The organism is Nonomuraea sp. NPDC003804 (genome assembly GCF_040610675.1).
In the GTDB taxonomy this organism is placed as follows: Bacteria; Actinomycetota; Actinomycetes; order Streptosporangiales; family Streptosporangiaceae; genus Nonomuraea.
Genome location: NZ_JBEXMT010000023.1, coordinates 145,457 through 170,670, shown reverse-complemented (window position 1 = coordinate 170,670; position 25,214 = coordinate 145,457). Strand labels below are relative to the sequence as shown.

Genomic DNA, 25,214 nt, shown 5'->3' with positions numbered 1-25,214 from the left:
GGGCCCCCCCCCCCCACAACCTCTCCCCCAACCACAACTTATAAACACAATCCGCCGGGGTGGTGCTCCTCCCCCCCCTCCCCCGCCGCCCGCCGAGCAACCATGTGTCCTTGACCACCGGCCTCATGTCATTTTGTTTCCGAGTGCAGCACGGCTTCATAGGGCCAGGCTCCGGCTGAAGAGAACTCGAGCTTCACGGCAGATCAAACGAGTACGAGCCCTCGCAGCCGCGGTGTCACAGGAGGACGGATGCCCTGGGTACATCGTCGGCTTCGCGGCGGAAGGCGATGTGGCGCCGGTAGGTGTCCAGGGCGGCGTCGAGATAAGTGCTCTCCCCGTCGATGATGATCTCGGTCTCGGCGAGCGCAGCCGCAAGGCTGGCAGCATCGTTGTACCTGGCTCGCTGCTTGCCTCCCACGATCGTGTGTGTGGAGCGGTCGATCGCGGTTCGTGCGGCTCGTCGCCATCCGGCTCGTTCGGAGGCGGTGCTGGTCTGTTCGCGGAGCGCCCCTTCCCATAGCTGGACGAATACTGTGTCGGCGTCGTCGGCGTCGTCGGCGTGCAGGTCGTCGTCGTAGAAGATGGCGCGCCCGGTTCGTGCGGCCCCATGCAGCAGGGTGCGTAGGACGGTGTGCCGCTCGAATATTGAGTTACGTGGGCTGAGCTGCGATTAAGCGGCGTGGTGGTATTCGCTGATCATGCCTGCGACAACGGGTCTTCGGCGGATGGATCGCAGGCCATTGAGTTCGGTCACGTCGCGGGTGGACTGCGTGGCGGTGTCTGGCGGCCGTTGGTGCCGGGACTGGTGCGGCCGGTGCCCGTTGTAGTGGTTCAGGTACTCGCGGAGCACCAGGGCTAGATGGCGTTCGCTGAGGATCAGCATCCGGTCCAGGAGTTCACGGCGCAGGGTGCCAATGACCCGCTCGCAGATGGCGTTCATCCGTGAGATCGACCACCTCGGCAGGATCGTGAAGGGGTTGGCGTAGTGACAGCGCCTGATGCGACCGATGGTGGTTGTAGTGGAGCTCGTACTCGGCCAGGACCTGTCGCAGGTGCCGTTCACCGTGGGCCAGAAGGTGATCGAGGCATTCGCGCCGGAGCGTGCCGACGAACCGCTCGGCAAACGCGTTCGCCCGTGGCGAGCGCGGCGGAATCTTCAGGACACGCACGTCCGCGCCGGCAAGCACCTCGTCAAATCCTCCGCCGAACTTGCCATCCCTGTCTCGGATCAGGAACCGAAACCCGTCGGCTCGTTCGCCCAGGTCCATCAGCAGATTGCGCGCCTGCTGCGCTGTCCAGGCACCCGTCGGATGAGCCATGACACCGAGGATATGCACGCGCCGCGTTTCGACCTCCATGACAAACAGCACGTACAGGCGTTTGAGGAACACCGTATCGACGTGAACAAAGTCGCACGCCAGGATGCCGGAGGCCTGAGAGATGAGGAACTGACGCCACGTCGGTGAAGCCCGGCGCGGCGCGGGCCCAAACCCCGCCGCCGCCAACACCCGGCGGACCGTCCCGTGCCCCACCCGGTATCCAAGACCGAGTAGCTCGCCCTGGATACGTCGATGCCCCCATCGTGGATTCTCCCGCGCCAACCGGACGATCAGATCGCGGATCTCCTGCGCGATTGGGGGCCGGCCATGCTTGGCGGGGTAGGTCCATTTCTTCTTGACCAGCCTGCGGTGCCAGGCAAGCAGCGTGCCAGGCGTCACGATGCGATGCAGCCGAAGGTCAGCGGGTAACAGCCTGGCCAGCGCGGCCAGCAGCGCCCGATCGGCCCAATCCGGCCTGGGCTGGGCGACCTGGCGACGCAGCACCGCGACCTCATGCCGCAACACCAAGATCTCCACCTCTTTGGAGGAGCTGCCCCGAGTGAGCAGCACCAGCCAACCGAACACCCGACCCACCAGCAGATACAGCAGCCGAAATAGCACGAGAGCCGAGCCTAGAAGACCAGGTCAGACCCTATGCGTCAGTTCTGGCACCGGACAGGCGAGGGACTCCCGCCGGGCAGATACCGGCTGAGCTCCCCCTACGACACCGACGCCCGGTGGGCCGCCAAGGGCGATGATCCTTCTGGAATGGCTACAAGGTGCACGTCAGCGAGACCTGCGACAACACTCCCGACGCCGTCGCCGCTGCGGCCGGCACCGGCGAACCGCTACCACAGAATCTGATCACCAATGTGACCACGACGGACGCCACCGTGCCCGACAGCCAGGCCGCCGGTCCGATCCACCAGGCGCTCGCCCGGCGCGGCCTGCTTCCCGCCGAGCACTACCTTGATTCGGGCTATCCCTCAGCCGCACTGCTCGTCGGCGCGCGGGAGAAGTTCGGGATCGCGCTGGTCACCCCCATGTTGCTCGATCAGTCCCCGCAAGCACGCGCCCGGACCGGGTTCGACCGCACCGCGTTCACCATCGACTGGAACAACCAGCAGGTCACCTGCCCGCAGGGCACGCGCAACACCTCATGGACACCGTGCATCCAGCGCGGCACCGACGCGATCGTCATCCGCTTCTCCGGCCAGGACTGTCAGCCCTGCCCGGTCCGGCAGGCGTGCACCACCGCCACCGTCCGGGGACGACAGCTCACCATCCGCACGGAGAAGATCCAAAAGGCCCTGGACGCTGCCCGCGCCGAGCAATTCACTACCGAGTGGCAAGACAGGTACAAGCTCCGCGCGGGCGTCGAGGGCACCATCCGGCAAGCCGTCGCGGTCACCGACATCCGCCGGATTCGCTATCGCGGCCTGGCCAAGGTCCATCTCGACCACGTCTTCTCCGTGGTCGCGCTCAACCTGATCCGGCTGGATGCCTGGTGGAACGGGCATGCACTCGATCGCACCCGAACCGGCCACCTCGCCCGACTGGAACTCGCCCTCGCCGCCTGATCACGAATAAACCACCAGGGTCGCCAATGGGGGCAAACCTACGTTTGCCATCTAGAGCATTATTCGGTACGCCTCATCGCCATCGCCATTCCACGCCTATAGTCACGGCCATCCCGGCCGCCGGACCGGCGATTCTCCCGCTCGTCATTCCGCTCTCCGGGATCGACACGCAGCGGGTCAACGGCGGTCGGTACGCCCCTCCGCCAGCAGCGTGACGACCTCGGCGGGCGCCGGCAGAGCCGCCGCCGACGCCGCGAGTGACACCGCGGCGGTGCGGTAGCCCGCGATCAGGAGCAGTTCCCCGCACGCCTTCACGACCAGGTCAGGCGTGGCTTCGTCCGGCGCCAGGGCCAGTCCCGCGCCGGACCCCGCCACCGCCCGCGCGTTGTCGAACTGATCGTCCACCTGCGGCAGCACCAGTTGCGGGCAGCCGGCGAGCATCGCGGTCAGCGTCGTTCCCTGCCCGCCGTGGTGGATCGCCACAGCGCAGGTGGGCAGCACCGCGCCGAGCGGCATGCGGCCGGCGTACGTGACGGGCAACGGCGGCCAGGTAGCGACCAGCTCGTCATCCGCCGCCACAACCAGCTCGACGTCCAGGCGGCTCAGGCTCTCCAGGAGCGCCACGATCAGCCTGCACGCCGAGTCCCCGCCGAACCTGGGCAGGACGGTGCCGAACGTCAGGCAGATCCGCGGGCGCTCGCCGCGCTCGAAGGACCAGGAGGGAATGGCCGTGTCACCGTGGTGCGGCACGTGCCTGATGCCGAGATGCTGCCTCGCCTGCGGCAGGCGCAGCCCGATCGGCCAGGGGTCCAGCACCCCCAGGGGATCGGGCAGGTTCGTCAGATCGCCGCCGAGTACCTCCGCCGCCGCCCGGTTGAGCTCGTACTCGTCGGAGACCGACCAGTGGTAGCGCACTGACGGGACACCTCTCTCGGCGGCGGCCAGCGCCCCGGCGAACTCGGCCCGTTCACTCACCACCAGGTCGGGGCGCCAACGCCGCAGCAGATCGCCCATGCCTTCGCGGCCACCCGCGGCGAGGGCCCCGAAGGCCCGGCCGTGCGCGCTGCGCTGCCGGCCGGGTTCGGACGTCACGACCTCGGCCAGGTGCTCGTGAAAGCGACCCGCGGGCACGCACGCCACCGCCGGCAGGCCGGATCTCAACGCCGCGGGGAGGAGCTCCTCGGTCGAGGCCACCAGCACGTCGTGTCCCGCGGCGCGAAAGGCCCAGGCCAGTGGCACCAGGGGGAGAAAGTGACCGGCCAGCGGCACCGACGTGAACAGGACACGCATGAAACCTCGCCCAGCTCTCGATCTCGTCAGCGGTCGTCGGCCATAGCGTAACGACCGGTCGCCGTCTCGATGCTCAGCAGCTCCGCCGCGTGTCCGGCGACCAGGTCAGCGGCCAGGCTTACCTCCTTGGCGAGCGGCCGATCAGCAGCGAGAGGCGGGGAGATCCGGGCCAGCTCCGCCCACAGGCCGCCCGTGCCGATCGGCCGGCGCTTGAGCGCGGCGAGCTGGGTCACGCCCACGGCCAGCGAACCCACCACGTGCCAGGCCAGCTCGACCGCGTCGGTAACGGCGTTCGCGCCGTTGAGCGCCATCGGAACGTGATCCTGGTTGCCGCCGTTCGTGGGCAGCGCGGTGAGGGAGGACGGGTAGAGGAGTTGCCTGATGCGCGACACGAACGAGGTCGTGCTGATCTGCACGCCCGCCAGGCCGCTGCCGGCTCCCGGACGGGGGGTGAGCATCAGCGGCAGGCCGCCGTTCGTCGCGGGCGCGCAGATGAGGGCGAGCTGGCGTTCGGCGAGGAAGGCGACCTGCTGCAGGCACAGGCCGATCTGGTCGGAGGCCAGCCCGACCGGCATGGCGTGGAAGTTGCCGCCGTGCAGCAGCTCTCCCTGGAAGCAGATGGGATTGTCGGTGCAGCCCGTGGCCTCGCGCAGGAGGATCTGTTCTGTGGCGGCGAGCTGGTCGAGGACCGCGCCCAGGACTTGAGGGGCGCACCGCAGGCTGTACGGCTCCTGGAGCGGGCGGGTCGTGTCACGCGCGAAGCTCGCGGGCACGTCAAGCCTGATCCACTCGGCGGCCCGCGCCTGGCCCGTCTGGCCTCGGACGATGCTGATCCCCGGATGGTAGGCCTCCAGGCTCGCGCCCAGGAGGTCCACGATCCGGGCCGTGAGGACGGCCACCGCTCGGTTGAGCCTGGCCACCTGCTGGTGGTTGCTGATCGTGACGGCCAGAGCGACGCTGCCGCCGTTGACGAAGGCGAGCGCCTCGCGCGCCGGCCACTCGACCGCGTGGCCCCCCGCCGCCCGCAGTGCCTCATCCGCCGGCGCCGGCTTCCAGCCGCCGCCCGGCTGCGGGATCCAGGCCTCCCCGTCGCCGGCGAAGCTCAGCGCGGCATGGGCGAGGGGTTGCAGGTCGCCGCTCGCGCTCACGGTGCCGTCGCGTGGGATGGCGGGGGTGAAGCCCTGATTCCACAGATCGGCCAGCACGTGCCAGAATTCCGGCGAGACCGCGGAGTACCCCTGCCGCATGCTCATCAGGCGCAGCCACACCACCAGCCGGCTGATGCCGGGATCCAGCGGGCGGCCCTGGCCGGAGGCCAGGTGCGAGATGAGACTCCGGCCCTGCGCGACGGCGGACTCATCGGCGTCGTACACGACGAACGGGCCGAAGCCGCGCGTCACGCCATAGACAGGTTCGTCGGCGACGAGCGCCTTGGCCAGGACGGCGACACTCTCTCGCATCCGGGTGGCCGTCTCCACGTCGCACGGAGGCAGCTCGGCGTGTCTTCCCGCCGCGGCGAGCACGTCGGCCAGCGACGCGAGGGACGCGCGGCTCCCATTGACCGCGCTCATGATGTCGCTCCCGCGCTCATCGAGGGAAATGAACTCTTCTTCAGCAACTTGCCCGTCTCCGACCGGTCGATGTGATCCACCAGATGCACCCGGTGCGGTCGCACGCTCAGTGCCGTCAACGCGGCGCGGACGGTGGACTCTGTCAGCGCGACGTCTTCGTTCGGGACGACGAGCATCTCCACGTGTTCCCCGGACATCTCATGTCTGATGGGTAGGAAGGCTATGTCCCGGCAGTCGAGCAGCGCCCTGGCCCGTACCTCGAGTTCGTCGAGATCGACGCGACGGCCGTTGAGGTTGACCAGCCGGCTTCGCCGCCCTGAGAAGACGAAGCCGCGTTCCCCGGACTTGACGACGTAGTCGTCCATCTCCCAGCACTCCAGCCGCTTGCCGTTCGCGCGGTAGGCCAGGCGCGGGCTGCTCACGACCAGCGGCTGCTCCCCCGGCACGTCCAGGCTGAGATCACCGCAGAAACGCACGTCGGGGAAGAGCTCCCAGTCCGGGTCGTCCGGCCGCCATCTGCGGTGGGCCACGCCCCCGGTCTCCGTCGAGCCGAAGATCTCGACCAGGCTCATGCGATCCGCACCGACCTCGCTGACGAATTGCCCCGCGGCCTCGGGCAGGATCGCCGTGCTGTGGAGCACCGACAGCCGGTCGATCCCGGTCAGCCAGCTCGCGTTGCGTCGCAGGATCGAGAACGTCCAGGGCACCGCCACGACCGCCCACCGGCGCGGCCCCGTGGGCGGCATCGCGCCGAAGTACTGCGGCCGGTACCACACTGGCACTCCCAGGAGGGCAGGAAGCAGCACCGTCGCCAGGGCTCCGTACAAATGGCGCGGCGGCGCGAACGACAACAGTCCCTGCGGACGGTCAGCGGCCAGCAGCCCGGCCAGCAAGCCAGCCTCGGTCCACAACTGTTCACGGGTGCGCAGCCAGGTCTGGCTTTCCCCGGTGCTGCCCGAGGTCCCGAACCGGGTGATGACCGGCAACAGGCTCAGCATGCGCCGTGCGATGTCGGTCCTGGCGAGCACGGGGGCACCGACCTCGTTCCAGCGGACCGTCCAGGGGCTGTCCGTGATTTTCGGATGGTCCAGCCCGAGCCTGAGCAACTCCGTGGGCGTGTATTCGGTGAATGACACGGGAGCCTCCAGCGTCAGAAAAGGTCAAAAAGGTCCTTGACGGTCTTCACGTCCGTCAGTGACTGCTCGGGTACGGCGATTTTCAAGCGGTCTTCCAAAACGTAAACGACCTCGACGAGCGACAGCGAGTCCAGGCCGACCTCCTCGATGAGAAGGCTGTCCGGCCGTATGGAGTCTGTTGACACTCCGGCCACCTCATGAAAGGTCCGCACGAGGACTTCAAATTTCTCGGGATCGCTCTCCGGCACTGGTCCCACCTTTCGGTCGAGGGGCGCGAAACATCTACGAACAATTACTTCCTGATTCAACCCCTGTCAACGCCCGCGCCGCTGCCGACGAGCACCGCATTGTGCCCGCCAAAGCCGAATGAATTGCTCACGGCCACGTCCACGCGGCGCGCCTGCGCGTGCTGCGGGACGAAATCCAGCTCCGGGTCCTCCGGATCGTCACAGTTCACCGTCGGCGGGACGATGCCGGTACGAATGACCTCGAGCATGGCCATGGCCTCGACGGCGCCCGCCGCCGCGAGCATGTGCCCGGTCACGCTCTTCGTCGAACTTATGGGTACGGACGCCGCGCGCTCTTCCAGCACCGCCCGGAGCACCACGATCTCGGTGGCGTCGTTGTGCCTGGTGCTCGTGCCGTGCGCGTTGACGTAGCCCACACTGCGCACGGCGACCCCGGCCTCCGCCAGGGCCGCCCGCATGGCCTCCCGCGCCATCGTGCCCTGCGGGTGCGGCGCCGTCAGATGGTGCGCGTCCGTGGTGGCGCCGTATCCGGCCAACTCGCCGAACACCCTCGCCCCGCGTGCCGCGGCGTGCTCGGCGCTCTCCAGCACGAGGACGCCCGCTCCCGCGCTCATCACGAAGCCGTCGCGGCCCCGGTCGAACGGTCTGCTCGCCGCCTCGGGGCGGTCGTTCCTGCGCGACAGCGCGCCGGCGCGGGCGGCCACCGCCAGGTCGAACGCGGTCAGCGTGTCGTCCGCGCCGCCCGCCAGCACCACGTCGGCCCGGCCCTCCCTGATCAGCCTCATCCCCTCGCCGACGCAGGTGGCGCCGGTCGCGCAGGCGGTCGCGACCGTGCTCACGGGCCCCTGGGCGCCGACGAGCAGGGCCACCTCCGAGGCCGGTCCGACGATGCCCGTGGCCGCGAACGTGTAGGGACTGAGGCCCTTGACGCCGTTGCGCGCGAAGGCGCTCCGCGCCTCGGCGGCCCTCTGGCCGTGACCGCCGACCGAGCCGATCACCACGGCCGCGCGCGGGCCCAGCCCGCCCTCCGGCAGACCGGCCTCGTCCAGGGCCGCCCTGGCGGCGGCCAGGGCCAGGTGAACCGTCCTGCCGGTACGGCGGACCAGCGCGGCAGGCAGGTGCTCCATAGGGTCGAACCCGTCGATCTGCCCCCCGATCCGCACAGGCAGACCGGCGACGTCGATTCCGGAAAGCCGCCGAATGCCGCTGCGGCCGGCGCACATGCCCGCCCAGGTCTCGGCCCAGGTCAGACCGATCGGCGATATCGCACCGCGCCCGGTGACAACGACTTTCCGCATTTCCGCACCCCTCTTCCAATCCACGGCCGTCCCGCCGGCGGGACATCTCCCAATGGAATATAGGAAGCCCGGAGAATTGTCATCGCCGATTGCGGTCATTACTCTCACCCCAAAGCCCGAAGGAGGTGAAAGGAAATGCGGAATATCACCGTCCAGGAGCCCTCTTGGAACCTCAACGAAAACGAGCAGGCCGGTCGGCACGACTCGGCGGACGCCGTCGAGGCCGCCGAGGTCTCGTACGGATACGCGCGTATCTGATACCGCCTGCCCCGCAATTCCATCTGGTTCAGCCTGAGGAGGTGACAAGATGCGCAATCTGACCATTACCAGCGCCTCATGGACAGCCGACGACAACGACGTTCTGGCCGGTGCTGACAAGCGTGAGTCGTCCGACACGGTCGAAGCCGCGACCGTGGATTACGGCTACGCGCGCATCTAATTACCGAGGGGTGCGTGGGCAGGCCGCTCAGCGCCGGCCCACGCCCCCCTTCTCCGTTCGCCTCCGTACCCGCTCAGCCCCTCTGGGAGGTGCCATGCGCACGACAGTCCTGCCCGACGGAGTGGAAGTCGGCCGCATCGGGCTCGGCTGCATGTCCATGTCGCATGCCTACAGCCCGCACGAACGGGACGACGCCGAGTCCGTCAGCGTGCTCAACCACGCGGTCGACCTCGGGGTCACGCTCTTCGACACCGCCGACATCTACGGGCCGTACACCAACGAGGAACTCATCGGGCGCGCCCTGCGCACGCGCCGCGACGAGGTCGTCCTGGCCACCAAGTGCGGCCTGGTCTCCGGTCCCCGGGGCGTCCTGCGCAGGAACGGCACCCCGGAACACATTCGCGCCGCGTGTGACGCCTCGCTGGCCAGGCTGCGCACCGATCGCATCGACCTGCTCCAGTTGCACCGCATCGATCCCGCCGTACCCCTGTCCGAGACATGGGGTGCGATGGCCAAGCTGGTCTCGGAGGGAAAGGTCGTCCACCTCGGGATCTCGCACGCCACCGTCGAGGAACTCGACGAGGCGCACGCCATCCACCCCGTCTCGGCCGTCCAGTACGAGCTGTCGATCTGGGCCGACTACACGCTGCGCGACGTGATCCCCTGGTGCCGCGGGCACGAAGCGGTCTTTCTCGCCTTCGCCTGCATCGGACGCGGGTACCTCAGCGGCAGGCTCCCGCCCGCGGCCTTCTCCGGCGACGACTCGCGCTCCCGTGACCCGCGCTTCACCGTGGAGGCGATGACCGCGAACGAGAGGATCCTGACGACCGTCCGCGCGGTCGCCCGCCGGCTGGACGCCACTCCGGCACAGGTCGCGATCGCCTGGGTGCTCGCTCAGGGAAAGGACGTCATCCCGATCCCCGGCACCAAGAAGATGCGCTGGTTGCGGGAGAACGTGGCGGCGGCCGAGCTGGAACTCGGTCCCGACGATCTGCGGGAGCTCGCGGCGGTGCCCCGCCCGGCCGGCCATCGCCGCTGGAGCTGACCGGCCCCGGCCGGCGAGATCTCGGGGTCACGAGCCGAACCCGGCCGCCAGCGCGGTCACCTCGGCGGCCACCGCGGCGGGCGCCGGCATCGCCCTCATCTGCTCCCGCACCCCCGCAGCCCCCGCCACGAACACCGGGTCCTCGATGAGGCGCCGCACGCACTCCCGAAGCCGCTCGACGCCGACCTCGTCCAGCGGCAGGCACAACCCCGCGCTCTGCCCGGCCAGCAGCCGCCCGCGCATCGGGGCGTCGAACTGCTGAGCCAGCACGAGCTGGGGCACGCCGCACAGCGCCGCGGTGCTCATGGTGCCCCACCCCCCGTGATGGACCACCGCCGCCACCGTACCCATCAGGGCGTGCAACGGGACGTGCGGCACGATCCTGGCGTTGGCCGGCGGCGCTCCCAGCCCTTCCCGCTCCGCCTGCGGCACCGTGGCCACGACCTCCACCTCGAGGTCGGCCAGCGCGTCGAGCACCTGGCGCACGGAGATCGGGGAACCGCCCAGCCGCTCGGCGTTCATGGTGCCGAGGGTCACGCACACGCGGGGCCGCTCGGGGCGCCGCCACAACCAGCGGGGCACGACGGCCACGCCGTTGTAGGGCACGTACCGCATGGGCAGGCGGCGCAGGCCGGTCTCCATGCGCATGAAGGGGGGAAGCTGGTCGACGGTGAAGTGCCCGGTCGTCATCTCCTCGGCGAAAGGCACCCCCGCCCGGTGCGCGCACAGGCCCAGCCAGGAGGCCAGCGGATCGTCCCGCTCCTCCGGCGGCTGCCGCTCCAGCAGGGTGAGGAACTCCCGGCGGGCCGCTCCGTACAGGTCGAGGCCGCACAGGATCCGCGCGTGCGCCGCGCCCACGGCGGAGGCCGCGATCGCCGCGCTGAACGTACCCGCGTCCCACATCACCAGTCGCGGACGCCAGTGCCGGGCGAACGCGGTCAGCTCACCGGCCATGGCGTCGTTCACCAGCCGCCACCACCACTTCACCACCTGCTCGTAACCGTGGCGGAAGGCCGGGTACACCCGTTCCCGCCGTGGGGCGGACAGGAGATCGAATGGCGGGAACAGCTCCGTCCGAGCCGATTTCCACGCCTCCGCATGAAGCTGGAGAACGCGCCACAGATTACTGTCGCGGCCCACCGCGACAGCCGTGAGACCGGCGCCCGATATAACGCCCGACATTGACGCCTGACTGGCCACCACGACCTCGTGACCGGCCGCTTCCAGCGCCCTGGCCAGCGGCACTATTGCATGGAAATGAGTACGCTCCGCATAAGTGGCGAACAAAATTCTCATGACACCTCCCGAAAGTTTCGCGACAGCCTTAGGATAGGGCCCCAATCCAATATCTACCGTTAATGGACGGCGCCATGAAGGGAATTCTTCTGGCCGGCGGCAGCGGAACGCGTTTGCAGCCGCTCACTCTGGCCATGTCGAAACAGCTCTTACCTGTCTACGACAAACCAATGATCTATTATCCGCTGGCCACCCTGATGCTGGCCGGCGTCCACGACATACTGATCATCTCCACCCCCGACTCGTTGCCCGACATCCAGCGGCTCTTCGGTGACGGCTCCCATCTGGGGCTGTCGATCGGCTACCGAGCCCAGCCCGAGCCGCGGGGCATCGCGGAGGCCTATCTTCTTGGCGCCGCCCACGTGGCGGGACAGCCCTCGGCCCTCATCCTCGGGGACAACTTCTTCCACGGCTCGGGGTTCCGCAAGCTGCTGCTGCGGGGATGGGAGAGCCTCGACGGCTGCACGCTGTTCAGCTACCCCGTCACCGACCCAGAGCGCTACGCCGTCGGCGAGCTGGACGCGCACGGCAATCTCGTCTCCATCGAGGAGAAACCGGTCCGGCCGCTGTCCAGCAATGCCATCACCGGGCTCTACTTCTACGGGTCCGACGTCGTGGACATAGCTCGCGAGCTGCATCCGTCGGCACGCGGTGAATTGGAGATCACCGACATCAACCGGATCTATCTGAAAGACGGCCGGGCCAAGGTGATGGAGCTCGGCCGCGGATTCACGTGGATAGACGCGGGCACCCAGCTTTCCCTGCTGGAGGCGAGCGAATACGTCCGCATCATGGAGAGCCGCCAGGGCGTGCGGGTGGCCTGCATCGAGGAGATCGCGCTGCGCATGGGTCTTATCGACGCGGATTCCTGTTATCGCCTGGGAGCGGAAATGGCTAATTCCGAGTACGGCAGATATGTGATGAGCATCGCTGGCTCGATCGCGTGATCGGAGGATCTGGCATGCGTTATCTCATCACCGGGGGCGCGGGCTTCATCGGCTCCCATTTCGTCCGCCGGCTGCTGTCGGACGGCTACCCCTGGCTGCCCGGGGGCGAGGTCGTGGTCGTCGACCGGCTCACCTACGCCGGCAACCCGGCCAACCTCGCTCCCGTCATCGACGACCCCCGGCTCGAGTTCGTGGAAGGCGACCTCTGTGACCCCGCGCTGGTGGACAAGGTCATGCACGGCGTGCGCACGGTCGTGCACTTCGCCGCCGAATCCCACGTCGACCGCTCGATCGACGGCGGGCTGGAGTTCGTCAGGACCAACGTCCTGGGCGGCTACACGCTCTTCGACGCCGCGCGCCGGCACGGGGTGGACACCTGTGTGAGCGTCTCGACCGACGAGGTGTACGGATCGATCGACGCCGGCTCCTGGCCGGAGGACCATCCGCTCGATCCCACCTCGCCGTACTCGGCCTCGAAGGCCGCCGGCGACCTGCTCGCCCGAGCCCTGTTCCACACCCACGGCTTCCCCGTGACGATCGTGCGGTCGTCCAACAACTACGGGCCCTACCAGCACCCGGAAAAGCTGATCCCGCTGTTCGTCACCAACCTGCTGGACGGGCGGAAAGTGCCCCTGTACGGCGACGGCGGCAACGTCAGGGAGTGGACGTTCGTCGATGACCACTGCCGGGCGATCGCGCTGGCGGCGCACCGTGGGCGAGCCGGCCACGTCTACAACGTCGGCAGCGGTCACACGATGACGAACCGCGAGGTCACCGACCTGCTGCTGTGGCTCCTGGATCACGACCGCTCCATGGTCGAGTACGTCGAGGACCGCAAGGGCCACGACAGGCGATACTCGCTCGACTCCGGGAAGATCGCCGCGGAGCTGGGGTTCAGGCCGGCGACGTCCTTCGCCGACGGCCTCGCCCAGACCGTCCGGTGGTATTCCGAGAACCGCGCCTGGTGGGCTCCGTTGAAGAGCGCACCCCGATGACGTGATCAGAGACCTTCCAGCTCCGCCACCACCTCGGCCGGGGACGGCATGGAGCGCATCTCCTCGCGCAGGCGTGCCGCGCCCCGCCGGAAGGGCGGATCCTCCAGCAGCCTGCGCACGCAGTCGCGTACCCGGTCACCGTCCAGGTTCTCCGGTTCCAGCACCAGCCCGGCCCCCTGGGCGGCGACCGACCGGGCCAGCAACGGCCCGTCGAACTCCCGCTGCGCCAGGGCGAGCTGAGGCACGCCGCAGTACGCGGTGGTGCACACCGTCCCCCATCCAGCGTGGTGGATCACCGCGGAACTGCCGGACACCAGGGCGCGCAGCGGCACCCACCCGACGGCCGTGACGTTCGCCGGCACCTTCCGGTGGTCGTGTGGCGGCAGCGTCGTGACGACATCCGCGTCGAGGCCGGCCAGCGCCGACAGCAGCTCATCCAGCGGCAGGCTCGACCGGCCGTGCAACTGGCCGTCCGTGATGCCCAGCGTGACGCAGACGCGGGGACGCTCCGGCCGCCGCCACAACCACCGGGGCAGGACGCTGGGACCGTGGTAGGGGACGTAACGCATGGACAGGCAGGGCAGCCCGGGTTCCATCCGGATGGACGGGGGCGTCTGGTCCACGGTGAGCCGACCGGAGAGCAGCTCCTCGGTGAAGGTGACCCCGTACCGGGCGCCCCACCGCTCCATCAGCTCCGCGAGCGGGTCGGCCCGATCCTCCACGGGCCGGGTCCCGCGCAGTTCGGTGAAGCTCGCCCGCAGGTGGCCGAACAGGTCGGCGCTCCACAGCAGCCGCACCTGCGCGGCGCCCACCGCCGCCGCAGCCAGCGGCGCGGCCAGCGTGATCGGCTCCCAGATCACCAGGTCGGGCCGCCAGAAGCGGCAGAACTCCACGAGATCGGCCAGCATCGGCTCGTTGACCAGCCTGAAGAGCCACGGCACGGCGAAATCGCGGTAGCCCGCCGACAGCGCCTCCCAGGTGACGCCCTCCGGTGGGCCCTGCGCGAGATCGAACGGCGGCATCCCGGCGTTCCTGAGCCGGCTGGCGATGTCGGGGCGGGCGCCCAGCACGCGCCTGACGATATGGTCGCGGCCGACGGGCACGGCGGTCAGCCCGCCGGCGGCGATGTCGCCGGCGAGCGCGGGCTGGCTGGCCACGCGGACCTCGTGCCCCGCCGCCGCCAGCGCCTGCGCGAGCGGCACCATGGGCAGCAGGTGCGATCTCGCCGCGTACGCGGCCAACAACACCCGCATGTCTCAGCTCCGCCGCTCCGCCGCGAGCCGCTCCAGCTCCGGGACGATCTCGGACGGGGACGGCATGGCCAGCATCTCGTCACGCAGCCCAGCGGCTTCCCGGGCGAAGGCGGGCTCCTCCAGCAGCCGTACCACGTGCTCGCGCACGTTCGCGCCCGTCGCCTGCGACTCATGCATCTGCAGCGCCCCGCCCCTGGCCGCCAGCCTCCGCGCCAGCGGGGGCGCGTCGAACTGCTGCGCCAGTACAAGCTGCGGAACCCCGTTGATCCCTGACGTGGACGCCGATCCCCACCCGCCGTGGTGGATCACCACCTCGCACGTGGCCGCCAGCGCGTGCAGCGGCGCGAACTCCACCAGCCGCACGTTGGGCGGCAGTGTCCCGAGTCCCGCCCGCTCCCGTTCTGGCACGGTGGCCACGACCTCGACGTCCAGCTCGGCCAGCGAGCCCAGGATGTCCGCGACGGGGGCCGAGTAGCCCCCCATGCGCTCGGAGGAGCTCGTACCCAGGGTGAGGCAGACGCGGCGGCGCTCGGCCGGCTCCCACAACCAGCGCGGCACCACCGATCGCCCGTTGTAGGGCGCGTACCGCATCGACCGGATCGGGAGCCCCGTGGGCAGCCGCACGGACTCGGGCAGCTGGTCGAGCGTCACCCGACCGCAGGTCATCTCCTCGTCGAAGGTGGCGCCGTACTTCCTGGCCCAGCGTCCCAGCCAGTCGGCGAGCGGATCCGTCCGGCTGCCTTCCGGCTGGGCGTCGCGCAGCCGGACGAAGAGCTGCCGCATGTAGCCGAACATGTCCGCCCCCCACAGAGCCCGCACGCCGGCGACCCCGGTGACCCGGGCGGCCACCGCCCCCGCGTACGTGCCCGGCTCCCAGATCACCAGGTCCGGCTGCCAGAACCGGCAGAACTCCACCAGGTCCGGGATCATCGGATCGTTCACCAGCCGCCACCACCAGGGCACGATGCTGGAGTAGCCCTCGGCCAGGTCGTCCCAGGTGATGTTCTCCACGGGCTCGTCCGTGCGGTCGAACGGCGGGCATCCCATGGTGCGTAAATTGGCGAAGACGTCCTCGCGGGCCTGTACGAGCCGCCAGACCACGTGGTCCTTGCCGACGGCCACGGCCGGCAGTCCGGTGTCCATGATGAACTCGGCCTGGCTGGGCTGGCTGGCCACGCGGACCTCGTGCCCCGCGGCGATGAGCGCCTGGGCCAGGGGGACCATGCAGAACAGGTGGGTGCGCTCCGAGTAGTACGTCATCAGTACGCGCATCGTCAGCTCCTGTGCACGGCGGTGAGCCGTTCCAGCTCGGGGACGAGCGCGGCGGGGGTGGGCATGGCCGTCAACTGGTCGCGGAAGGAGGCGGCGCCGGCCTTGAGCGAGGCGTCGGTGAGCAGGCGCTGGGCCATTTCCCTCAGCCCGTCCGGAGTGACGTCCGTGGCCCCCATGGTCAGCGCGCCGCCCTGCTCCGCGAGCTTGCGTCCCAGCAGCGGCTCGTCGAACTGGTGGGTGAGGGTGAGCTGCGGCAGACCGGCCATGGCGCTGGTCAGCACGGTTCCCCACCCGCCGTGGCTGATCACGCCCGCGCAGGTGGAGGCGAGCGCGCGCAGCGGCACGTACTCCTCCACGCGCACATTGGGCGGCAGCGGCCCGAGCTTGTCCCGCTCCTGGGCCGGCAGGGTCGCCACGATCTCCGCGTCGAGGTCCGCCAGCGCGCCGAGCAGGTCGCCCACGCGCACGACGTACCCGCCCGTACGCTCGACGGCGCTGGTGCCGAGGGTGAAGGCGAGCCTGGGTCGCTCAGGTGGCTCCCACAACCAGCGGGGCACCACCGATCGCCCGTTGTAGGGCACGTAGCGCATGGGGACGTATGTCACGTCCGTATCCAGCCGTACGGACGGGGGCAACTGGTCGATCGTGAACTGGCCCGAGGTCATCTCCTCGCGGAACCCGCCGCCGTACTTGTCGGCCACCATGTCGAGCCAGCCCGCCAGCACGTCCTCCGTGCCGTCCGGCTGCTGCCCGGCACGCAGCCGCAGGTAGTGGCCGCGCATGTGGGCGAACACGTCCAGGCCCCAGAGCATGCGCGCATGCGCGGCGCCGACCAGCGTGGCCGCGACCGGAGCGGCGTAGGTCACCGGCTCCCAGATCACCAGGTCCGGCCGCCAGAGCCGGCAGAACTCCACCAGGTCCTCGATCATCGGATCGTTGACCAGCCGCCACCACCAGCGAACGGTCTCGTAGTAGCCTTCCTGCAACTCCGCCGCAGAGATCTTCTCGACCGGCTCCCCCACCAGGTGGAACGGGGGCGCGGTCCGCGAGTTCCGTACGTTCTCCCGGCCCTCGAACGTGTAGAGGATGCGGTACAACTCGCTGTTCGGGCCGACGGGAACGGCCGTGAGGCCGGCACTCGTAATGACGTCGGCCATCGCCGGTTCACTCGCCACCCGGACCTCGTGGCCCGCCGCGAAGAAGGCACACGCGAGTTGCACCATGCTAAAGAACTGAGTTTTTTCTCCATAAGACGCGAATAACACCCGCATGCCGAGCACGGTAGCAGCAATGGGATTTCGCGGCCCATTTTTGACGGGCGACCAGTTGATGCGAATACTGGTCAGAAACGTCGGCCGAAGTCGATTTCGCACGACAACTGTCCCGCCGGCGGGACGTGAATCGAGGTGGCCATCAATGTTCTTCCCGCTCGTCAAATCATCCGGCGTCGAACTGCGGCCGATCTCAGCGGATGACGGAAAAATGGTGTACGAACTGCTGGTCCGATTCGGGTCCGGGGTGCTGCCGACGCTGGAGACGTTCCTCGATGGCTTCGGGCACGGCGCCATGGCGCAGTTCCTCGTCCACGGCGCCGGCGAGGCCGGCCCCGTCGGCGTGGCCACGTTGCGCGACTTCAACCCGGCCGGTCACGTCACCGCCGAGCTCAAGCTGGGTTCCGCTTCCGGGCCAGGTCAAGAGACGGTGGCCCTGGTGGTCAACTACGCCTTCGCCATGTGGAACCTGCGGAAGGTCTACCTGCACGCGGCCGAGGACGAGCACGACGTCCTGGGGCTGACCGGGCCGCTGTTGCAGCCGCTGCTCGATCGGGAGGCGTTGCTCCCCCGGCATGTCTTCGCCCGCGGCAGGCACCAGGACCTGAGCATTTACGCGATTCACCGTAATACCTGGGAGAAGCACGCCGCGAACGTCCTTGAGGCGCTCGCGCCAGCTCAAGAAAGGGAACACGAACAAGATGCCTGACGTCATTCTGGACAAACACGAAGTGCATCTGCTCATCCTGGCGACCGCCGAGGCGTATCGGGAGGAGCTGCCCGACCTGCCCGAACGAATCGAGCTCACCGACCTCGATTCGTTCACCCTCGTCCAGCTCATTCTCAACATTGAGGACAGCCTGGGGATCGTCGTGCTCGAGAAGGTTCCCGAATTCAAGGGCGAGACGTTTCTCGAGTTGGCCGGCTTCCTCGTCGAGATGGCCGCCGACGACCAGCCAGAGCCGCGGTAGGAGCTGCCTTTCATGCCCCTCTCGACTCTCGAATCGCGCCGGGTCCGTCTGGTGGCGGCCGGCGACGACGACGGCGTGGTGCTCTACCGGCTCCTTCTGGGGCAGGGGCTGAGCACCCTGCCGACGCAGAAGGCGTTCCTGACCGAGTTCGCGCGCGGCGCCGCCGCCCAGTTTCGCATCGAGCGGCGCGACACCGGCGACGCGACCGGCTTCAGCTCCCTGCACGCCTTCGACCCCGCCGGCCACGTCGAGTTCGGCATCTACACGAACCCGGTGACCAACCTGCCGGGACTCGGGGCCGAGGCCGCGCTGCTGACCATGAACTACGCCTTCACCACCTGGAACATCCACAAGGTCTACATCAGGACCACCGAGGCCAGCCTGCCCAGCATGGGACTGTCGATCAACATGCTGGCCGAGGAGGGCATCCTGCACGATCACCTGTACTTCCAGGGCAGGCACTGGGACCTGCACATCTTCGCGATGTACCGCGAGCAGTGGGTGGGGTTCGGCGCCGAGCGTACGCTCCGCGGCCTCATGTCATCGGCTTCATGACGATGGAGCTGCTGTCCGAGGCCGTACGCCGCCGGGCCGGGATCCACGGCTCGGCCCCGGCCGTGACCTCGCTCCGCTATGTCGTCCGCCAGGGCGGCCGGCACGCCGAGTCGACCACGCTCACCTACGGCGAGCTGGACGAACGAGCCGCGGCCGTGGCGGCCGAGCTGGCGCACGTCTGCTCGCCGAGGGCGCGCGTGGCCCTGCTGTGCCCGCACGATCCCAGCTACGTCATCGCCTTCCTCGGCTGCCAGTACGCCGGGGTCGTCGCTGTACCCCTGCCCGCCCCGGACGCGTCGCGCGGCCGGGAGCGGCTCGAGTCCGTGCTGGCCGACTGCCGCCCGGAAGCCGTGCTCACCTCTTCGGACGCGGCCCCGGCCGTGCGCCGCGCGCTGGAGCGCTGCACGGGGACGACACCGACGCTCATAGAGACCGACTCCTGCCGGCCCTCGACGGCCTGGCGTCCTCCGGACATCGACCCGGACGGGCTCGCCTACCTGCAGTACACGTCGGGCTCCACGCGGTCGCCCGCAGGGGTGCGCATCACCCGGCGCGGCCTCGCCGCGGGCTCGGCCCAGTTGCGGGCCCACTTCCCCGAGGCGGCCACGCTCGCCTCCTGGGTGCCGTTCTCCCACGACATGGGTCTGGTCTTCGGCATCGCGCATCCGCTGAGCGTGGGCGCGCACACGATCCATCTCAGCCCGATGGCGTTCATCCAGGACCCGCTGCGCTGGCTGGAGGCGATCACCCGCTACCGGGCCGACTGGAGCGTCACCCCGCCCTTCGGCCTGACACAGTGCGTACGCGCCGCGCGCCGGGCCGATCGCTCGCGGACGCTCGAACCGCGGTCACTCGATCTGCGGTCGCTCCGCTCGCTCAACATCGCGGGAGAGGCGGTCCACGCCGAGGACCTGGAGGCGTTCACGGCGGCCTTCGCGGCAGCCGGGCTCGCGCCCGAGGTCCTGGCGCCGAGCTATGGGCTGGCCGAGGCCACCCTGGCCGTAACCGCGCCCCCGCTCGGCGAGGGCATGACCGCGACGCGTTTCGAGCGTGCCGCGCTGGCCGCGGGCGAGGTCGTCGTGGCCGACGAGACCCGGCCGGCGCAGCGGCTCGTCGGCTGCGGACGGCCCAAGACCGGGATGTCGATCCGCATCGCCGATCCAGGCGGCGACGAGCTGCCGCCCGGCCGGGTGGGCGAGATCCTGCTGCGGGGGCCCAACGTGGCCGACGGCTACTGGAGGGCGGCTGAGCGCACCGCCGCGGCCTTCGGCGCGGGCGACGGCTGGCTGCGCACGGGTGACCTGGGCTTCCAGCACGACAATCACCTCTACATCGTGGGCCGCGCCAGCGAAGTGATCATCATCAGAGGGCGCAACCATCATCCGTCCGACATCGAGGCGACCATCGAGCAGGCGCACGAGCGCACGGTCGCGGCGGCGTTCTCGGTGGACCTCGACGGAGCCGAGCGTCTGGTGATCCTCGTCGAGTGCGACCACGTGCGGCCGGGCGCCGGCCACGCCGACAGGCAGGACTTCGTCCAGGAACTGCGCCGTTCGGTGACGAGCCGGCACGGGGTGACGGTCCACCGGTTGCTCCTAGTCCGGCCGGGCAGCCTGCCGCGCACCAGCAGCGGCAAGATCCAGCGGGGCCGATGCAGGGAGCGCTATCTGGCGTCCGCGTACGCGTAGTGCCAGGGCCGTCCCGCCGGCAGGACAGGCGGGAACACGGCCCCGCGGCCCTTCACCCTCGCGCGTGATCCCCTTGGGACTCGGCGGTCAGGAACTGGGTCGCGGCCAGTTCCGCGTACAGCTCATCGCCCGCGACCAGCTCCGCGTGCGTCCCCACCGCCCGCACCCGGCCCGCGTCCATCACCACGATCTGGTCCGCCCGCATCACTGTGGACAACCGGTGCGCCACCACCAGCACCGTCGTCATCCGGGCCGCCGTCGCGACCGCCTCGCGCAGCGCCAGCTCGTTCACCGCGTCCAGCTGGGACGTGACCTCGTCCAGCAGCAGCAACCTCGGCTTGCGGAGCAGCGCCCGCGCGATGGCCACCCGTTGCCGCTCCCCGCCGGACAGACGGTTCCCCCGATGGCCGACCACCGTGTCGAGCCCGCTGGGCAGCCCGTCCACCAGCCCGTCGAGCCTCGTGGCCACCAGGACGTCGCGGATCTCGGAAGCGGCGGCGTGGGGCGTGCCCAGCAGGAGGTTGTCCCGCAGCGTGCCGTCCAGGACGGGCGCGTCCTGCTCGACGTAGCCCATGGCGCCCCGCAACGCGTCCAATGGCCAGTCGCGCAGGTCCGTCCCGTCGAGGAGCACCCTGCCGGAGTCAGGGTCGTAGAACCTCTCGGCCAGGGCGAACACCGTGGACTTGCCCGCGCCGGAAGGGCCGACGAAGGCGGTCATGCCGCCGGGCGGAACGGTGAAGCTGACCCCGCGGTGCACCGGCTCGCGCTCGTCGTCGTAGCGGAAGCGCACGTCGTCGAAGCGGAGCGAGGCCGGGCGGTCCCACGTCCCCGGCCCGTCCTCGCCGGCCCGCCCGGGCTCGACCTCCAGCACGGAGACCTCCCGGAGCCGATCGGCCGCGGCTGCCCCCGCCTGTAGCTGCGAAACCGCGTGCATCACCTGCTCGACCGGGCCCACCAGGTAGAACAGGTACAGCAGGAACGCGATCAGCGTCGACAGCTCGATGCTGCCGGTCGCCACCCGGGCGCCCCCCAGTCCGAGCACCGCGAGTACGGCCGCCGGCACCGCGAAGCCCATCGCGGAGCCGATCAACGCGTTCCAGCGGACGGCGGAGACGCCGTGGCGCCGAGCGCGTTCCGCGGCTTCGCGAATCACCGCGATCTGCCCGGCCTCGGCGCCGAAGGCCTTGATCGTACGGAAGGCGCCCAGCAGCTTCTCGGTCGCGGAACCGACCACGCCGACAGCCTCCTGCGCCTGCCGGGTGGCCCTGCCGATCTTGGGCGCCAGCAGTCCGAGCACGACGAGGTTGGCGGCGAAGACGGCAGCGGTTCCCGTGAAGAGCAGCGGGTCGAGCAGGAACATGGCGACCAGCATGGCCACCACCGAGAGGACCCCGACGAAGCCGTCCACCAGCGACCTGGTCGCCACCTCCCGCAGCAGGACGGTGTCGGACATCATCCGCGCCAGAAGGTCACCGGGCCGCGTCCGGTCCATGGCGGACAGGCGCAGGCGGGCGAAGCGGGCCGCGAGATCCATGCGCGCGGAGAAGACCACGCTCTCCGCCGTCTTGCCCAGGACGTACGCGGACAGCGCGTTGGCGCCCGCGCCGACCAGCACCAGCGCCGCCAGGCCCATCAGGACGGCGGTCATGTCCTGCCCCGACCCGAGGGCGTCGACCATCCGGCCGGCGGCGAGCGGCTGCGCCAGCGCCGCGGCGCTGCCCGCCAGCGTGACAAGAGCCGCCACGGAAATCGCACCGAGATGTGGCGAAGCATAGCCTATGAGCATCTTCAATTGCTTTGACACAAGCGACTCCAGAGCCTTTTTATTCGCGTTTGCAGTTGGTTGCCAGCATGCTGGCCCGCCATTATGGTGACGCCATGACAACTGACCTGAGCACGCTCAGAAGAATCCCCGAAGGAGGCCTCAGACAGGTCTTCCCGGAAGGGGATGTGCACATCGCCTTCGACGACGCCGAGCTCGCCGAATACGGCCGGGAACTCGGCCTCAGAACCCTGCTCGTCGAAAACGCCGGAGAACTTCCGCCGGAAGCCAATGTGGCCGTTTTCCTGCGCAACGGCCTGGTCACCAGAGACATCCGCAGAACATTTAAGGGAATGCGCGCCCTGCTCATTCCGATCTCCAGCTTCGATCCTACGCTGGAAATCGCGAAATACACCATGCGGCTGGTGCTCGAGACCGACTACGAAAAGGCGTGCAAGTGGAACCGCTATTGGGCCCGCCGCATCGCCGAGGAGTCCGGCGCGCTGATTTTCAGCAACAGCGCGGGCACCGACCTGAAATGCTCGCTCGCGATGGAGCTGAACGCCAGCGCCTGGCTGAACCCGGCGATCAAGCCCGGTCAGTGGGTCAGCATCGCCGCCTACGCCGAGATGTCGATCACCGCCCCTTCGTCGAAGGACTGGCACGGCGCCTTCACGATCGAGGGCACGGCGGTGGCCTCGGGCGTCCTGGTCGCCACCGACGCGCGCGTCACCGCTGAGGGCGCCGAGCGCATCGAGCGTGCCAAGCGGGTGCGCGACGAGATCGCCGCGCAGGGCGGCATCAGGTTGGAGCTGGAGAACAGCCGACTGGTCTCGGCCGTCGGCGACAGCGGCAAGGACTTCACCGAGGCCATCAAGGACGCCACCAACCCCGAGTACGACGGCCACGTTCTCGAGCTCGGCATCGGCACCAACATGGCGCTGCTGCCCCACATCGAGTGGCAGCACAACTCGCAGCTCAACGAGGGTGCGGGCCCGGTGCACCTGGGCTTCGGCGAGGGGATGACCGGCGCCCACATGGACTTCGTCGTGCCCGACGGCGACCATCGATTCGAGCGAACGAGGCAGAATGACTGATCATCAGCGCTACGCCGTCATCTCGTCGGACTGTCACGGCGGCGCGAACCTGCTGGACTACAGGGACTACCTGGACTCCTCCTACCACGAGGAGTTCGACCGCTGGGCGGCTGCCTACGAGATCCCGTACGAAGATCTCAAGGGCGAGGACGGCAACCGGAACTGGGATTCCGAACGGCGGCTGAAGGAGCTGGAGGAGGACGGCGTCGTCGCGGAGGTCCTGTTCCCCAACACGATCCCGCCCTTCTTCGCCGTCTCCTCCCTCGGCAGCCAGCGCGCCTCGGAGTCCAGGCAGGATCTGGACCGCCGCTGGGCCGGCCTCCAGGCGCACAACCGGTGGCTGGCCGACTTCTGCGCTCAGGCCGAGGGGCGCCGCTCCGGCGTTTTCCAGATCATGCTGTACGACGTCGACCAGGCGGTACGCGAGATCCGCTGGGCCGTGGAGGCCGGGCTGCGCGGCGGCCTGCTCCTGCCGGGCACCCCGCCCGGTTCCGGCCTGCCCCCGCTGTACTACCACGAGCGCTACGACGACCTCTGGCGGACCTGCGCCGAGCTGGGAGTACCGATCAACTGCCACAGCGGCAGCGCGGCCCCCAGGACCGGGGACCGCCCGGAGGACCACGTGTTCTTCATGCTGGACCTGCGATGGTGGGACCAGCGCACGCTCCGGCACCTGATACTCGGCGGCGTGCTGGAGCGCCACCCCGGCCTGCGGGTGGTCTTCACCGAGGAGGGCCTGGGCTGGATCCCCGCCCAGCTCAAAGCCATGGACGACTTCTGCCGGTCCATGAGGGCCGACTCCAGTGGGGAGCTCTCGCACGGGGCCCAGGTGGCCGGGAACCTGTCGCTGCTGCCCAGCGAGTACTGGACCCGCCAGTGCTACGTGGGGGCGAGCTTCATGCACCCGTCGGAGACCGCCATCCGGGAGCGCATCGGGATCGGCCAGATCATGTGGGGCAGCGACTATCCGCACGTGGAGGCCAGCTATCCCTACTCACGGGAGGCCATCTCCTTCAGCTACGCAGGCGTCCCTGAGGCAGAGGTGGAGCGCATGCTCGGCGGAACGGCGGCGGAGCTGTTCGGTTTCGACATGGGGCTGCTGCGGCCGATCGCGGAACGGGTCGGGCCCCTGCGCCGGCAGGTGGCCCAAGGGATCGACCCGGCCGACCTGCCGGACGGCGTCGTGAAGTGCCCGGCCTTCGCGGGCGTGGTCCCGGGGTCCGCCCAGTCCCGCTGGGCGGACAACCGCAAAGGGCAGGCGGGGTCATGAGACGGCGGGCGCGACCTCTGCCATGAAGCGCTCGAGATCCGCCACGCCGCCCTTGGGATCGACCATCTGAACCGCGAAGTGCTCCACGCCCAGCTCACGATCGTGACGCAGTTCCTTCGCGATCGCGTCGGGCGTGCCGTACAGGGCCCATTCGGATGAGGCCCTGGACCTGCCGAACCGGATGGAGTAGTTCGCCGAGATCCGCGCGGGCCGCGCCCGCGGGATCAGCTCCGCGAGCCGGTGGCGGTCCGGCGCCCAGCAGTTCCACCATTCGGCCTTCGTCCTGACGAGTTCGAGGGTGCGCGGCCCCGTCCCGCCGACGTACAGCGGGAGAGGGCGCTGGATCGCGGGCGGGCCGGCCTGCTCGTCCCGTACGGCGAAGTACGCGCCGTGGAAGTCCACCGGCTCCCCGCTCGCCATGATCCGCACGAGGTCGATCGTCTCGGCCAGCTTGGCCAAGCGTACGGCCGGCGGATCATGGCTGAGCCCCAGTTCGGCCAGCTCGCTCGGCGAGGAGCCCCACCCCAGCCCCAGGTCGAGCCGCCCGCCGCTGATGTGGTCGAGCGTCACGGCCATCCTGGCCAGCAGCGCGGGGGGCCGGAACGCCGCGCAGAGCACCAGGTGGCCGACGCGGATCGTCGTGGTCCTGGCCGCGACGGCCGTGGCGAGCGTCCAGCCCTCGAAGGTGCCGCCCGGCAGGCCGGGCAGCCGCAGGTGGTCCATGAACCACACCGACCCGAACCCGCACGACTCGGCGGCCTGCGCCAGGTCCAGCAGCTCGGTGGCGCTGCGGCGCACCTGCGGGAGATAGAGACCAAATGTCGGGGACATGCCCGCCCTTCAGACGGAGACGGAAATCGGCACGGAGATCGGCACGGTCACGGCGCTGCGATGGCGTGGCGACGGCGCTG

General features: G+C 69.5%; 26 protein-coding genes. 12 read left to right on the top strand and 14 right to left on the bottom strand.

What is annotated here, in order from left to right; genetic code table 11:
• Window positions 1–235: 235 nt before the first annotated feature.
• The 3 genes from ABZX22_RS29500 to ABZX22_RS29490 all read right to left on the bottom strand — a co-directional run bounded on the left by ABZX22_RS29500 (window position 236) and on the right by ABZX22_RS29490 (window position 1,940).
• The gene (locus ABZX22_RS29500; protein WP_354914814.1) at window positions 236–418 is read right to left on the bottom strand and encodes a hypothetical protein; all 183 of its coding nucleotides are present in this window, start codon (window positions 416–418) and stop codon (window positions 236–238) included.
• 252 nt (window positions 419–670) lie between these two features.
• On the bottom strand, window positions 671–940 hold the full coding sequence (locus ABZX22_RS29495) for an integrase core domain-containing protein (protein WP_354914812.1): 270 nt from the start codon (window positions 938–940) through the stop codon (window positions 671–673).
• Window positions 897–1,940, bottom strand: a complete 1,044-nt coding sequence (locus ABZX22_RS29490) for an integrase core domain-containing protein (protein WP_354914811.1) — start codon at window positions 1,938–1,940, stop codon at window positions 897–899. The genes ABZX22_RS29495 and ABZX22_RS29490 overlap by 44 nt, the downstream gene beginning before the upstream one ends.
• A gap of 158 nt (window positions 1,941–2,098) precedes the next feature.
• On the opposite strand from ABZX22_RS29490, the gene ABZX22_RS29485 reads away from it, so the two are divergent.
• Window positions 2,099–2,899 carry a transposase gene (locus tag ABZX22_RS29485; protein WP_354914809.1) on the top strand — a complete coding sequence of 267 codons (801 nt, stop codon included), beginning with the start codon at window positions 2,099–2,101 and terminating at the stop codon, window positions 2,897–2,899.
• Window positions 2,900–3,076: 177 nt separating this feature from the next.
• On the opposite strand, the gene ABZX22_RS29480 is transcribed toward ABZX22_RS29485, so the two are convergent.
• The 5 genes from ABZX22_RS29480 to ABZX22_RS29460 are packed head-to-tail and all read right to left on the bottom strand — an operon-like array spanning window position 3,077 to window position 8,442.
• Window positions 3,077–4,189, bottom strand: a complete 1,113-nt coding sequence (locus tag ABZX22_RS29480; RefSeq protein WP_354914807.1) for a nucleotide disphospho-sugar-binding domain-containing protein — start codon at window positions 4,187–4,189, stop codon at window positions 3,077–3,079.
• Between the two features lie 26 nt (window positions 4,190–4,215).
• Entirely contained in the window at window positions 4,216–5,760 is a 1,545-nt protein-coding gene (locus ABZX22_RS29475; protein ID WP_354914805.1) for an aromatic amino acid ammonia-lyase, read from the bottom strand.
• Window positions 5,757–6,896 carry a long-chain fatty acid--CoA ligase gene (locus tag ABZX22_RS29470; RefSeq protein ID WP_354914804.1) on the bottom strand — a complete coding sequence of 380 codons (1,140 nt, stop codon included), beginning with the start codon at window positions 6,894–6,896 and terminating at the stop codon, window positions 5,757–5,759. The genes ABZX22_RS29475 and ABZX22_RS29470 overlap by 4 nt, the downstream gene beginning before the upstream one ends.
• Window positions 6,897–6,910: 14 nt before the next feature.
• The gene (locus ABZX22_RS29465; RefSeq protein WP_354914802.1) at window positions 6,911–7,144 is read right to left on the bottom strand and encodes an acyl carrier protein; all 234 of its coding nucleotides are present in this window, start codon (window positions 7,142–7,144) and stop codon (window positions 6,911–6,913) included.
• A gap of 56 nt (window positions 7,145–7,200) precedes the next feature.
• Complete coding sequence (locus ABZX22_RS29460; RefSeq protein WP_354914800.1) at window positions 7,201–8,442, bottom strand: beta-ketoacyl-[acyl-carrier-protein] synthase family protein; 1,242 nt, start codon at window positions 8,440–8,442, stop codon at window positions 7,201–7,203.
• A gap of 135 nt (window positions 8,443–8,577) precedes the next feature.
• Between ABZX22_RS29460 and ABZX22_RS29455 the strand changes: the two genes are divergently transcribed.
• The 3 genes from ABZX22_RS29455 (at window position 8,578) to ABZX22_RS29445 (ending at window position 9,926) form a co-directional block, all read left to right on the top strand.
• Complete coding sequence (locus tag ABZX22_RS29455; RefSeq protein ID WP_354914798.1) at window positions 8,578–8,700, top strand: hypothetical protein; 123 nt, start codon at window positions 8,578–8,580, stop codon at window positions 8,698–8,700.
• Between the two features lie 49 nt (window positions 8,701–8,749).
• A complete protein-coding gene (locus ABZX22_RS29450) occupies window positions 8,750–8,881 on the top strand; it encodes a hypothetical protein (protein WP_354914796.1) in 132 nt (43 codons plus the stop codon).
• Between the two features lie 94 nt (window positions 8,882–8,975).
• Window positions 8,976–9,926: an aldo/keto reductase gene (locus tag ABZX22_RS29445; protein ID WP_354914794.1), complete on the top strand. Its 951-nt coding sequence runs from the start codon at window positions 8,976–8,978 to the stop codon at window positions 9,924–9,926.
• A gap of 27 nt (window positions 9,927–9,953) precedes the next feature.
• Here ABZX22_RS29445 and ABZX22_RS29440 read toward each other — a convergent pair whose 3' ends face one another.
• Entirely contained in the window at window positions 9,954–11,222 is a 1,269-nt protein-coding gene (locus tag ABZX22_RS29440; protein ID WP_354914792.1) for an activator-dependent family glycosyltransferase, read from the bottom strand.
• Window positions 11,223–11,296: 74 nt separating this feature from the next.
• Between ABZX22_RS29440 and rfbA the strand changes: the two genes are divergently transcribed.
• Both rfbA and rfbB read left to right on the top strand, forming a co-directional pair.
• Window positions 11,297–12,169, top strand: coding sequence for a glucose-1-phosphate thymidylyltransferase RfbA (gene rfbA / locus ABZX22_RS29435; protein ID WP_354914790.1), 873 nt, complete (start codon window positions 11,297–11,299; stop codon window positions 12,167–12,169).
• A 14-nt stretch (window positions 12,170–12,183) separates the two neighbouring features.
• Window positions 12,184–13,164, top strand: coding sequence for a dTDP-glucose 4,6-dehydratase (gene rfbB, locus ABZX22_RS29430; RefSeq protein ID WP_354914788.1), 981 nt, complete (start codon window positions 12,184–12,186; stop codon window positions 13,162–13,164).
• Between the two features lie 5 nt (window positions 13,165–13,169).
• Here rfbB and ABZX22_RS29425 read toward each other — a convergent pair whose 3' ends face one another.
• The 3 genes from ABZX22_RS29425 to ABZX22_RS29415 are packed head-to-tail and all read right to left on the bottom strand — an operon-like array spanning window position 13,170 to window position 16,960.
• Window positions 13,170–14,417, bottom strand: a complete 1,248-nt coding sequence (locus tag ABZX22_RS29425; RefSeq protein ID WP_354914786.1) for an activator-dependent family glycosyltransferase — start codon at window positions 14,415–14,417, stop codon at window positions 13,170–13,172.
• Between the two features lie 3 nt (window positions 14,418–14,420).
• Window positions 14,421–15,689 (bottom strand): activator-dependent family glycosyltransferase, encoded by a 1,269-nt coding sequence (locus ABZX22_RS29420; RefSeq protein ID WP_354914785.1) that lies wholly within the window; start codon window positions 15,687–15,689, stop codon window positions 14,421–14,423.
• A 2-nt stretch (window positions 15,690–15,691) separates the two neighbouring features.
• Window positions 15,692–16,960 (bottom strand): activator-dependent family glycosyltransferase, encoded by a 1,269-nt coding sequence (locus ABZX22_RS29415; protein WP_354914783.1) that lies wholly within the window; start codon window positions 16,958–16,960, stop codon window positions 15,692–15,694.
• 145 nt (window positions 16,961–17,105) lie between these two features.
• Here ABZX22_RS29415 and ABZX22_RS29410 point away from each other — a divergent pair, with 145 nt between their 5' ends.
• Genes ABZX22_RS29410 through ABZX22_RS29395 form a run of 4 tightly spaced genes read left to right on the top strand, consistent with a single transcriptional unit; the run spans window position 17,106 to window position 20,174 of the window.
• The gene (locus ABZX22_RS29410) at window positions 17,106–17,669 is read left to right on the top strand and encodes a hypothetical protein (RefSeq protein WP_354914781.1); all 564 of its coding nucleotides are present in this window, start codon (window positions 17,106–17,108) and stop codon (window positions 17,667–17,669) included.
• Window positions 17,662–17,931 carry a hypothetical protein gene (locus ABZX22_RS29405; protein ID WP_354914779.1) on the top strand — a complete coding sequence of 90 codons (270 nt, stop codon included), beginning with the start codon at window positions 17,662–17,664 and terminating at the stop codon, window positions 17,929–17,931. Before ABZX22_RS29410 ends, ABZX22_RS29405 begins: the two co-directional genes overlap by 8 nt.
• A 12-nt stretch (window positions 17,932–17,943) precedes the next feature.
• Window positions 17,944–18,486 (top strand): GNAT family protein, encoded by a 543-nt coding sequence (locus ABZX22_RS29400; RefSeq protein ID WP_354914778.1) that lies wholly within the window; start codon window positions 17,944–17,946, stop codon window positions 18,484–18,486.
• Window positions 18,483–20,174, top strand: a complete 1,692-nt coding sequence (locus ABZX22_RS29395) for a fatty acyl-AMP ligase (RefSeq protein WP_354914776.1) — start codon at window positions 18,483–18,485, stop codon at window positions 20,172–20,174. The genes ABZX22_RS29400 and ABZX22_RS29395 overlap by 4 nt, the downstream gene beginning before the upstream one ends.
• Before the next feature lie 52 nt (window positions 20,175–20,226).
• On the opposite strand, the gene ABZX22_RS29390 is transcribed toward ABZX22_RS29395, so the two are convergent.
• Window positions 20,227–21,918, bottom strand: coding sequence for an ABC transporter ATP-binding protein (locus tag ABZX22_RS29390; protein ID WP_354914774.1), 1,692 nt, complete (start codon window positions 21,916–21,918; stop codon window positions 20,227–20,229).
• 134 nt (window positions 21,919–22,052) lie between these two features.
• Between ABZX22_RS29390 and ABZX22_RS29385 the strand changes: the two genes are divergently transcribed.
• Together ABZX22_RS29385 and ABZX22_RS29380 are read left to right on the top strand one after the other, a co-directional pair.
• Complete coding sequence (locus ABZX22_RS29385; protein ID WP_354914773.1) at window positions 22,053–23,033, top strand: hypothetical protein; 981 nt, start codon at window positions 22,053–22,055, stop codon at window positions 23,031–23,033.
• The gene (locus ABZX22_RS29380; RefSeq protein WP_354914771.1) at window positions 23,026–24,303 is read left to right on the top strand and encodes an amidohydrolase family protein; all 1,278 of its coding nucleotides are present in this window, start codon (window positions 23,026–23,028) and stop codon (window positions 24,301–24,303) included. The genes ABZX22_RS29385 and ABZX22_RS29380 overlap by 8 nt, the downstream gene beginning before the upstream one ends.
• On the opposite strand, the gene ABZX22_RS29375 is transcribed toward ABZX22_RS29380, so the two are convergent.
• A complete protein-coding gene (locus ABZX22_RS29375; RefSeq protein WP_354914769.1) occupies window positions 24,298–25,134 on the bottom strand; it encodes an LLM class flavin-dependent oxidoreductase in 837 nt (278 codons plus the stop codon). The genes ABZX22_RS29380 and ABZX22_RS29375 overlap by 6 nt on opposite strands.
• Window positions 25,135–25,214 lie beyond the last annotated feature (80 nt).

Excerpts from the sequence above, each read along its gene's own strand:
- ABZX22_RS29420 (WP_354914785.1), bottom strand. The coding sequence starts at position 15,689 with ATGCGCGTACTGATGACGTACTACTCGGAGCGCACCCACCTGTTCTGC.
- ABZX22_RS29410 (WP_354914781.1), top strand. The coding sequence starts at position 17,106 with ATGTTCTTCCCGCTCGTCAAATCATCCGGCGTCGAACTGCGGCCGATC.
- ABZX22_RS29440 (WP_354914792.1), bottom strand. The coding sequence starts at position 11,222 with ATGAGAATTTTGTTCGCCACTTATGCGGAGCGTACTCATTTCCATGCA.
- ABZX22_RS29380 (WP_354914771.1), top strand. The coding sequence starts at position 23,026 with ATGACTGATCATCAGCGCTACGCCGTCATCTCGTCGGACTGTCACGGC.
- ABZX22_RS29375 (WP_354914769.1), bottom strand. The coding sequence starts at position 25,134 with ATGTCCCCGACATTTGGTCTCTATCTCCCGCAGGTGCGCCGCAGCGCC.
- ABZX22_RS29460 (WP_354914800.1), bottom strand. The coding sequence starts at position 8,442 with ATGCGGAAAGTCGTTGTCACCGGGCGCGGTGCGATATCGCCGATCGGT.
- rfbA (WP_354914790.1), top strand. The coding sequence starts at position 11,297 with ATGAAGGGAATTCTTCTGGCCGGCGGCAGCGGAACGCGTTTGCAGCCG.
- rfbB (WP_354914788.1), top strand. The coding sequence starts at position 12,184 with ATGCGTTATCTCATCACCGGGGGCGCGGGCTTCATCGGCTCCCATTTC.
- ABZX22_RS29450 (WP_354914796.1), top strand. The coding sequence starts at position 8,750 with ATGCGCAATCTGACCATTACCAGCGCCTCATGGACAGCCGACGACAAC.
- ABZX22_RS29445 (WP_354914794.1), top strand. The coding sequence starts at position 8,976 with ATGCGCACGACAGTCCTGCCCGACGGAGTGGAAGTCGGCCGCATCGGG.
- ABZX22_RS29455 (WP_354914798.1), top strand. The coding sequence starts at position 8,578 with ATGCGGAATATCACCGTCCAGGAGCCCTCTTGGAACCTCAACGAAAAC.
- ABZX22_RS29405 (WP_354914779.1), top strand. The coding sequence starts at position 17,662 with ATGCCTGACGTCATTCTGGACAAACACGAAGTGCATCTGCTCATCCTG.
- ABZX22_RS29425 (WP_354914786.1), bottom strand. The coding sequence starts at position 14,417 with ATGCGGGTGTTGTTGGCCGCGTACGCGGCGAGATCGCACCTGCTGCCC.
- ABZX22_RS29495 (WP_354914812.1), bottom strand. The coding sequence starts at position 940 with ATGAACGCCATCTGCGAGCGGGTCATTGGCACCCTGCGCCGTGAACTC.
- ABZX22_RS29480 (WP_354914807.1), bottom strand. The coding sequence starts at position 4,189 with ATGCGTGTCCTGTTCACGTCGGTGCCGCTGGCCGGTCACTTTCTCCCC.
- ABZX22_RS29385 (WP_354914773.1), top strand. The coding sequence starts at position 22,053 with ATGACAACTGACCTGAGCACGCTCAGAAGAATCCCCGAAGGAGGCCTC.
- ABZX22_RS29400 (WP_354914778.1), top strand. The coding sequence starts at position 17,944 with ATGCCCCTCTCGACTCTCGAATCGCGCCGGGTCCGTCTGGTGGCGGCC.
- ABZX22_RS29415 (WP_354914783.1), bottom strand. The coding sequence starts at position 16,960 with ATGCGGGTGTTATTCGCGTCTTATGGAGAAAAAACTCAGTTCTTTAGC.
- ABZX22_RS29475 (WP_354914805.1), bottom strand. The coding sequence starts at position 5,760 with ATGAGCGCGGTCAATGGGAGCCGCGCGTCCCTCGCGTCGCTGGCCGAC.
- ABZX22_RS29395 (WP_354914776.1), top strand. The coding sequence starts at position 18,483 with ATGACGATGGAGCTGCTGTCCGAGGCCGTACGCCGCCGGGCCGGGATC.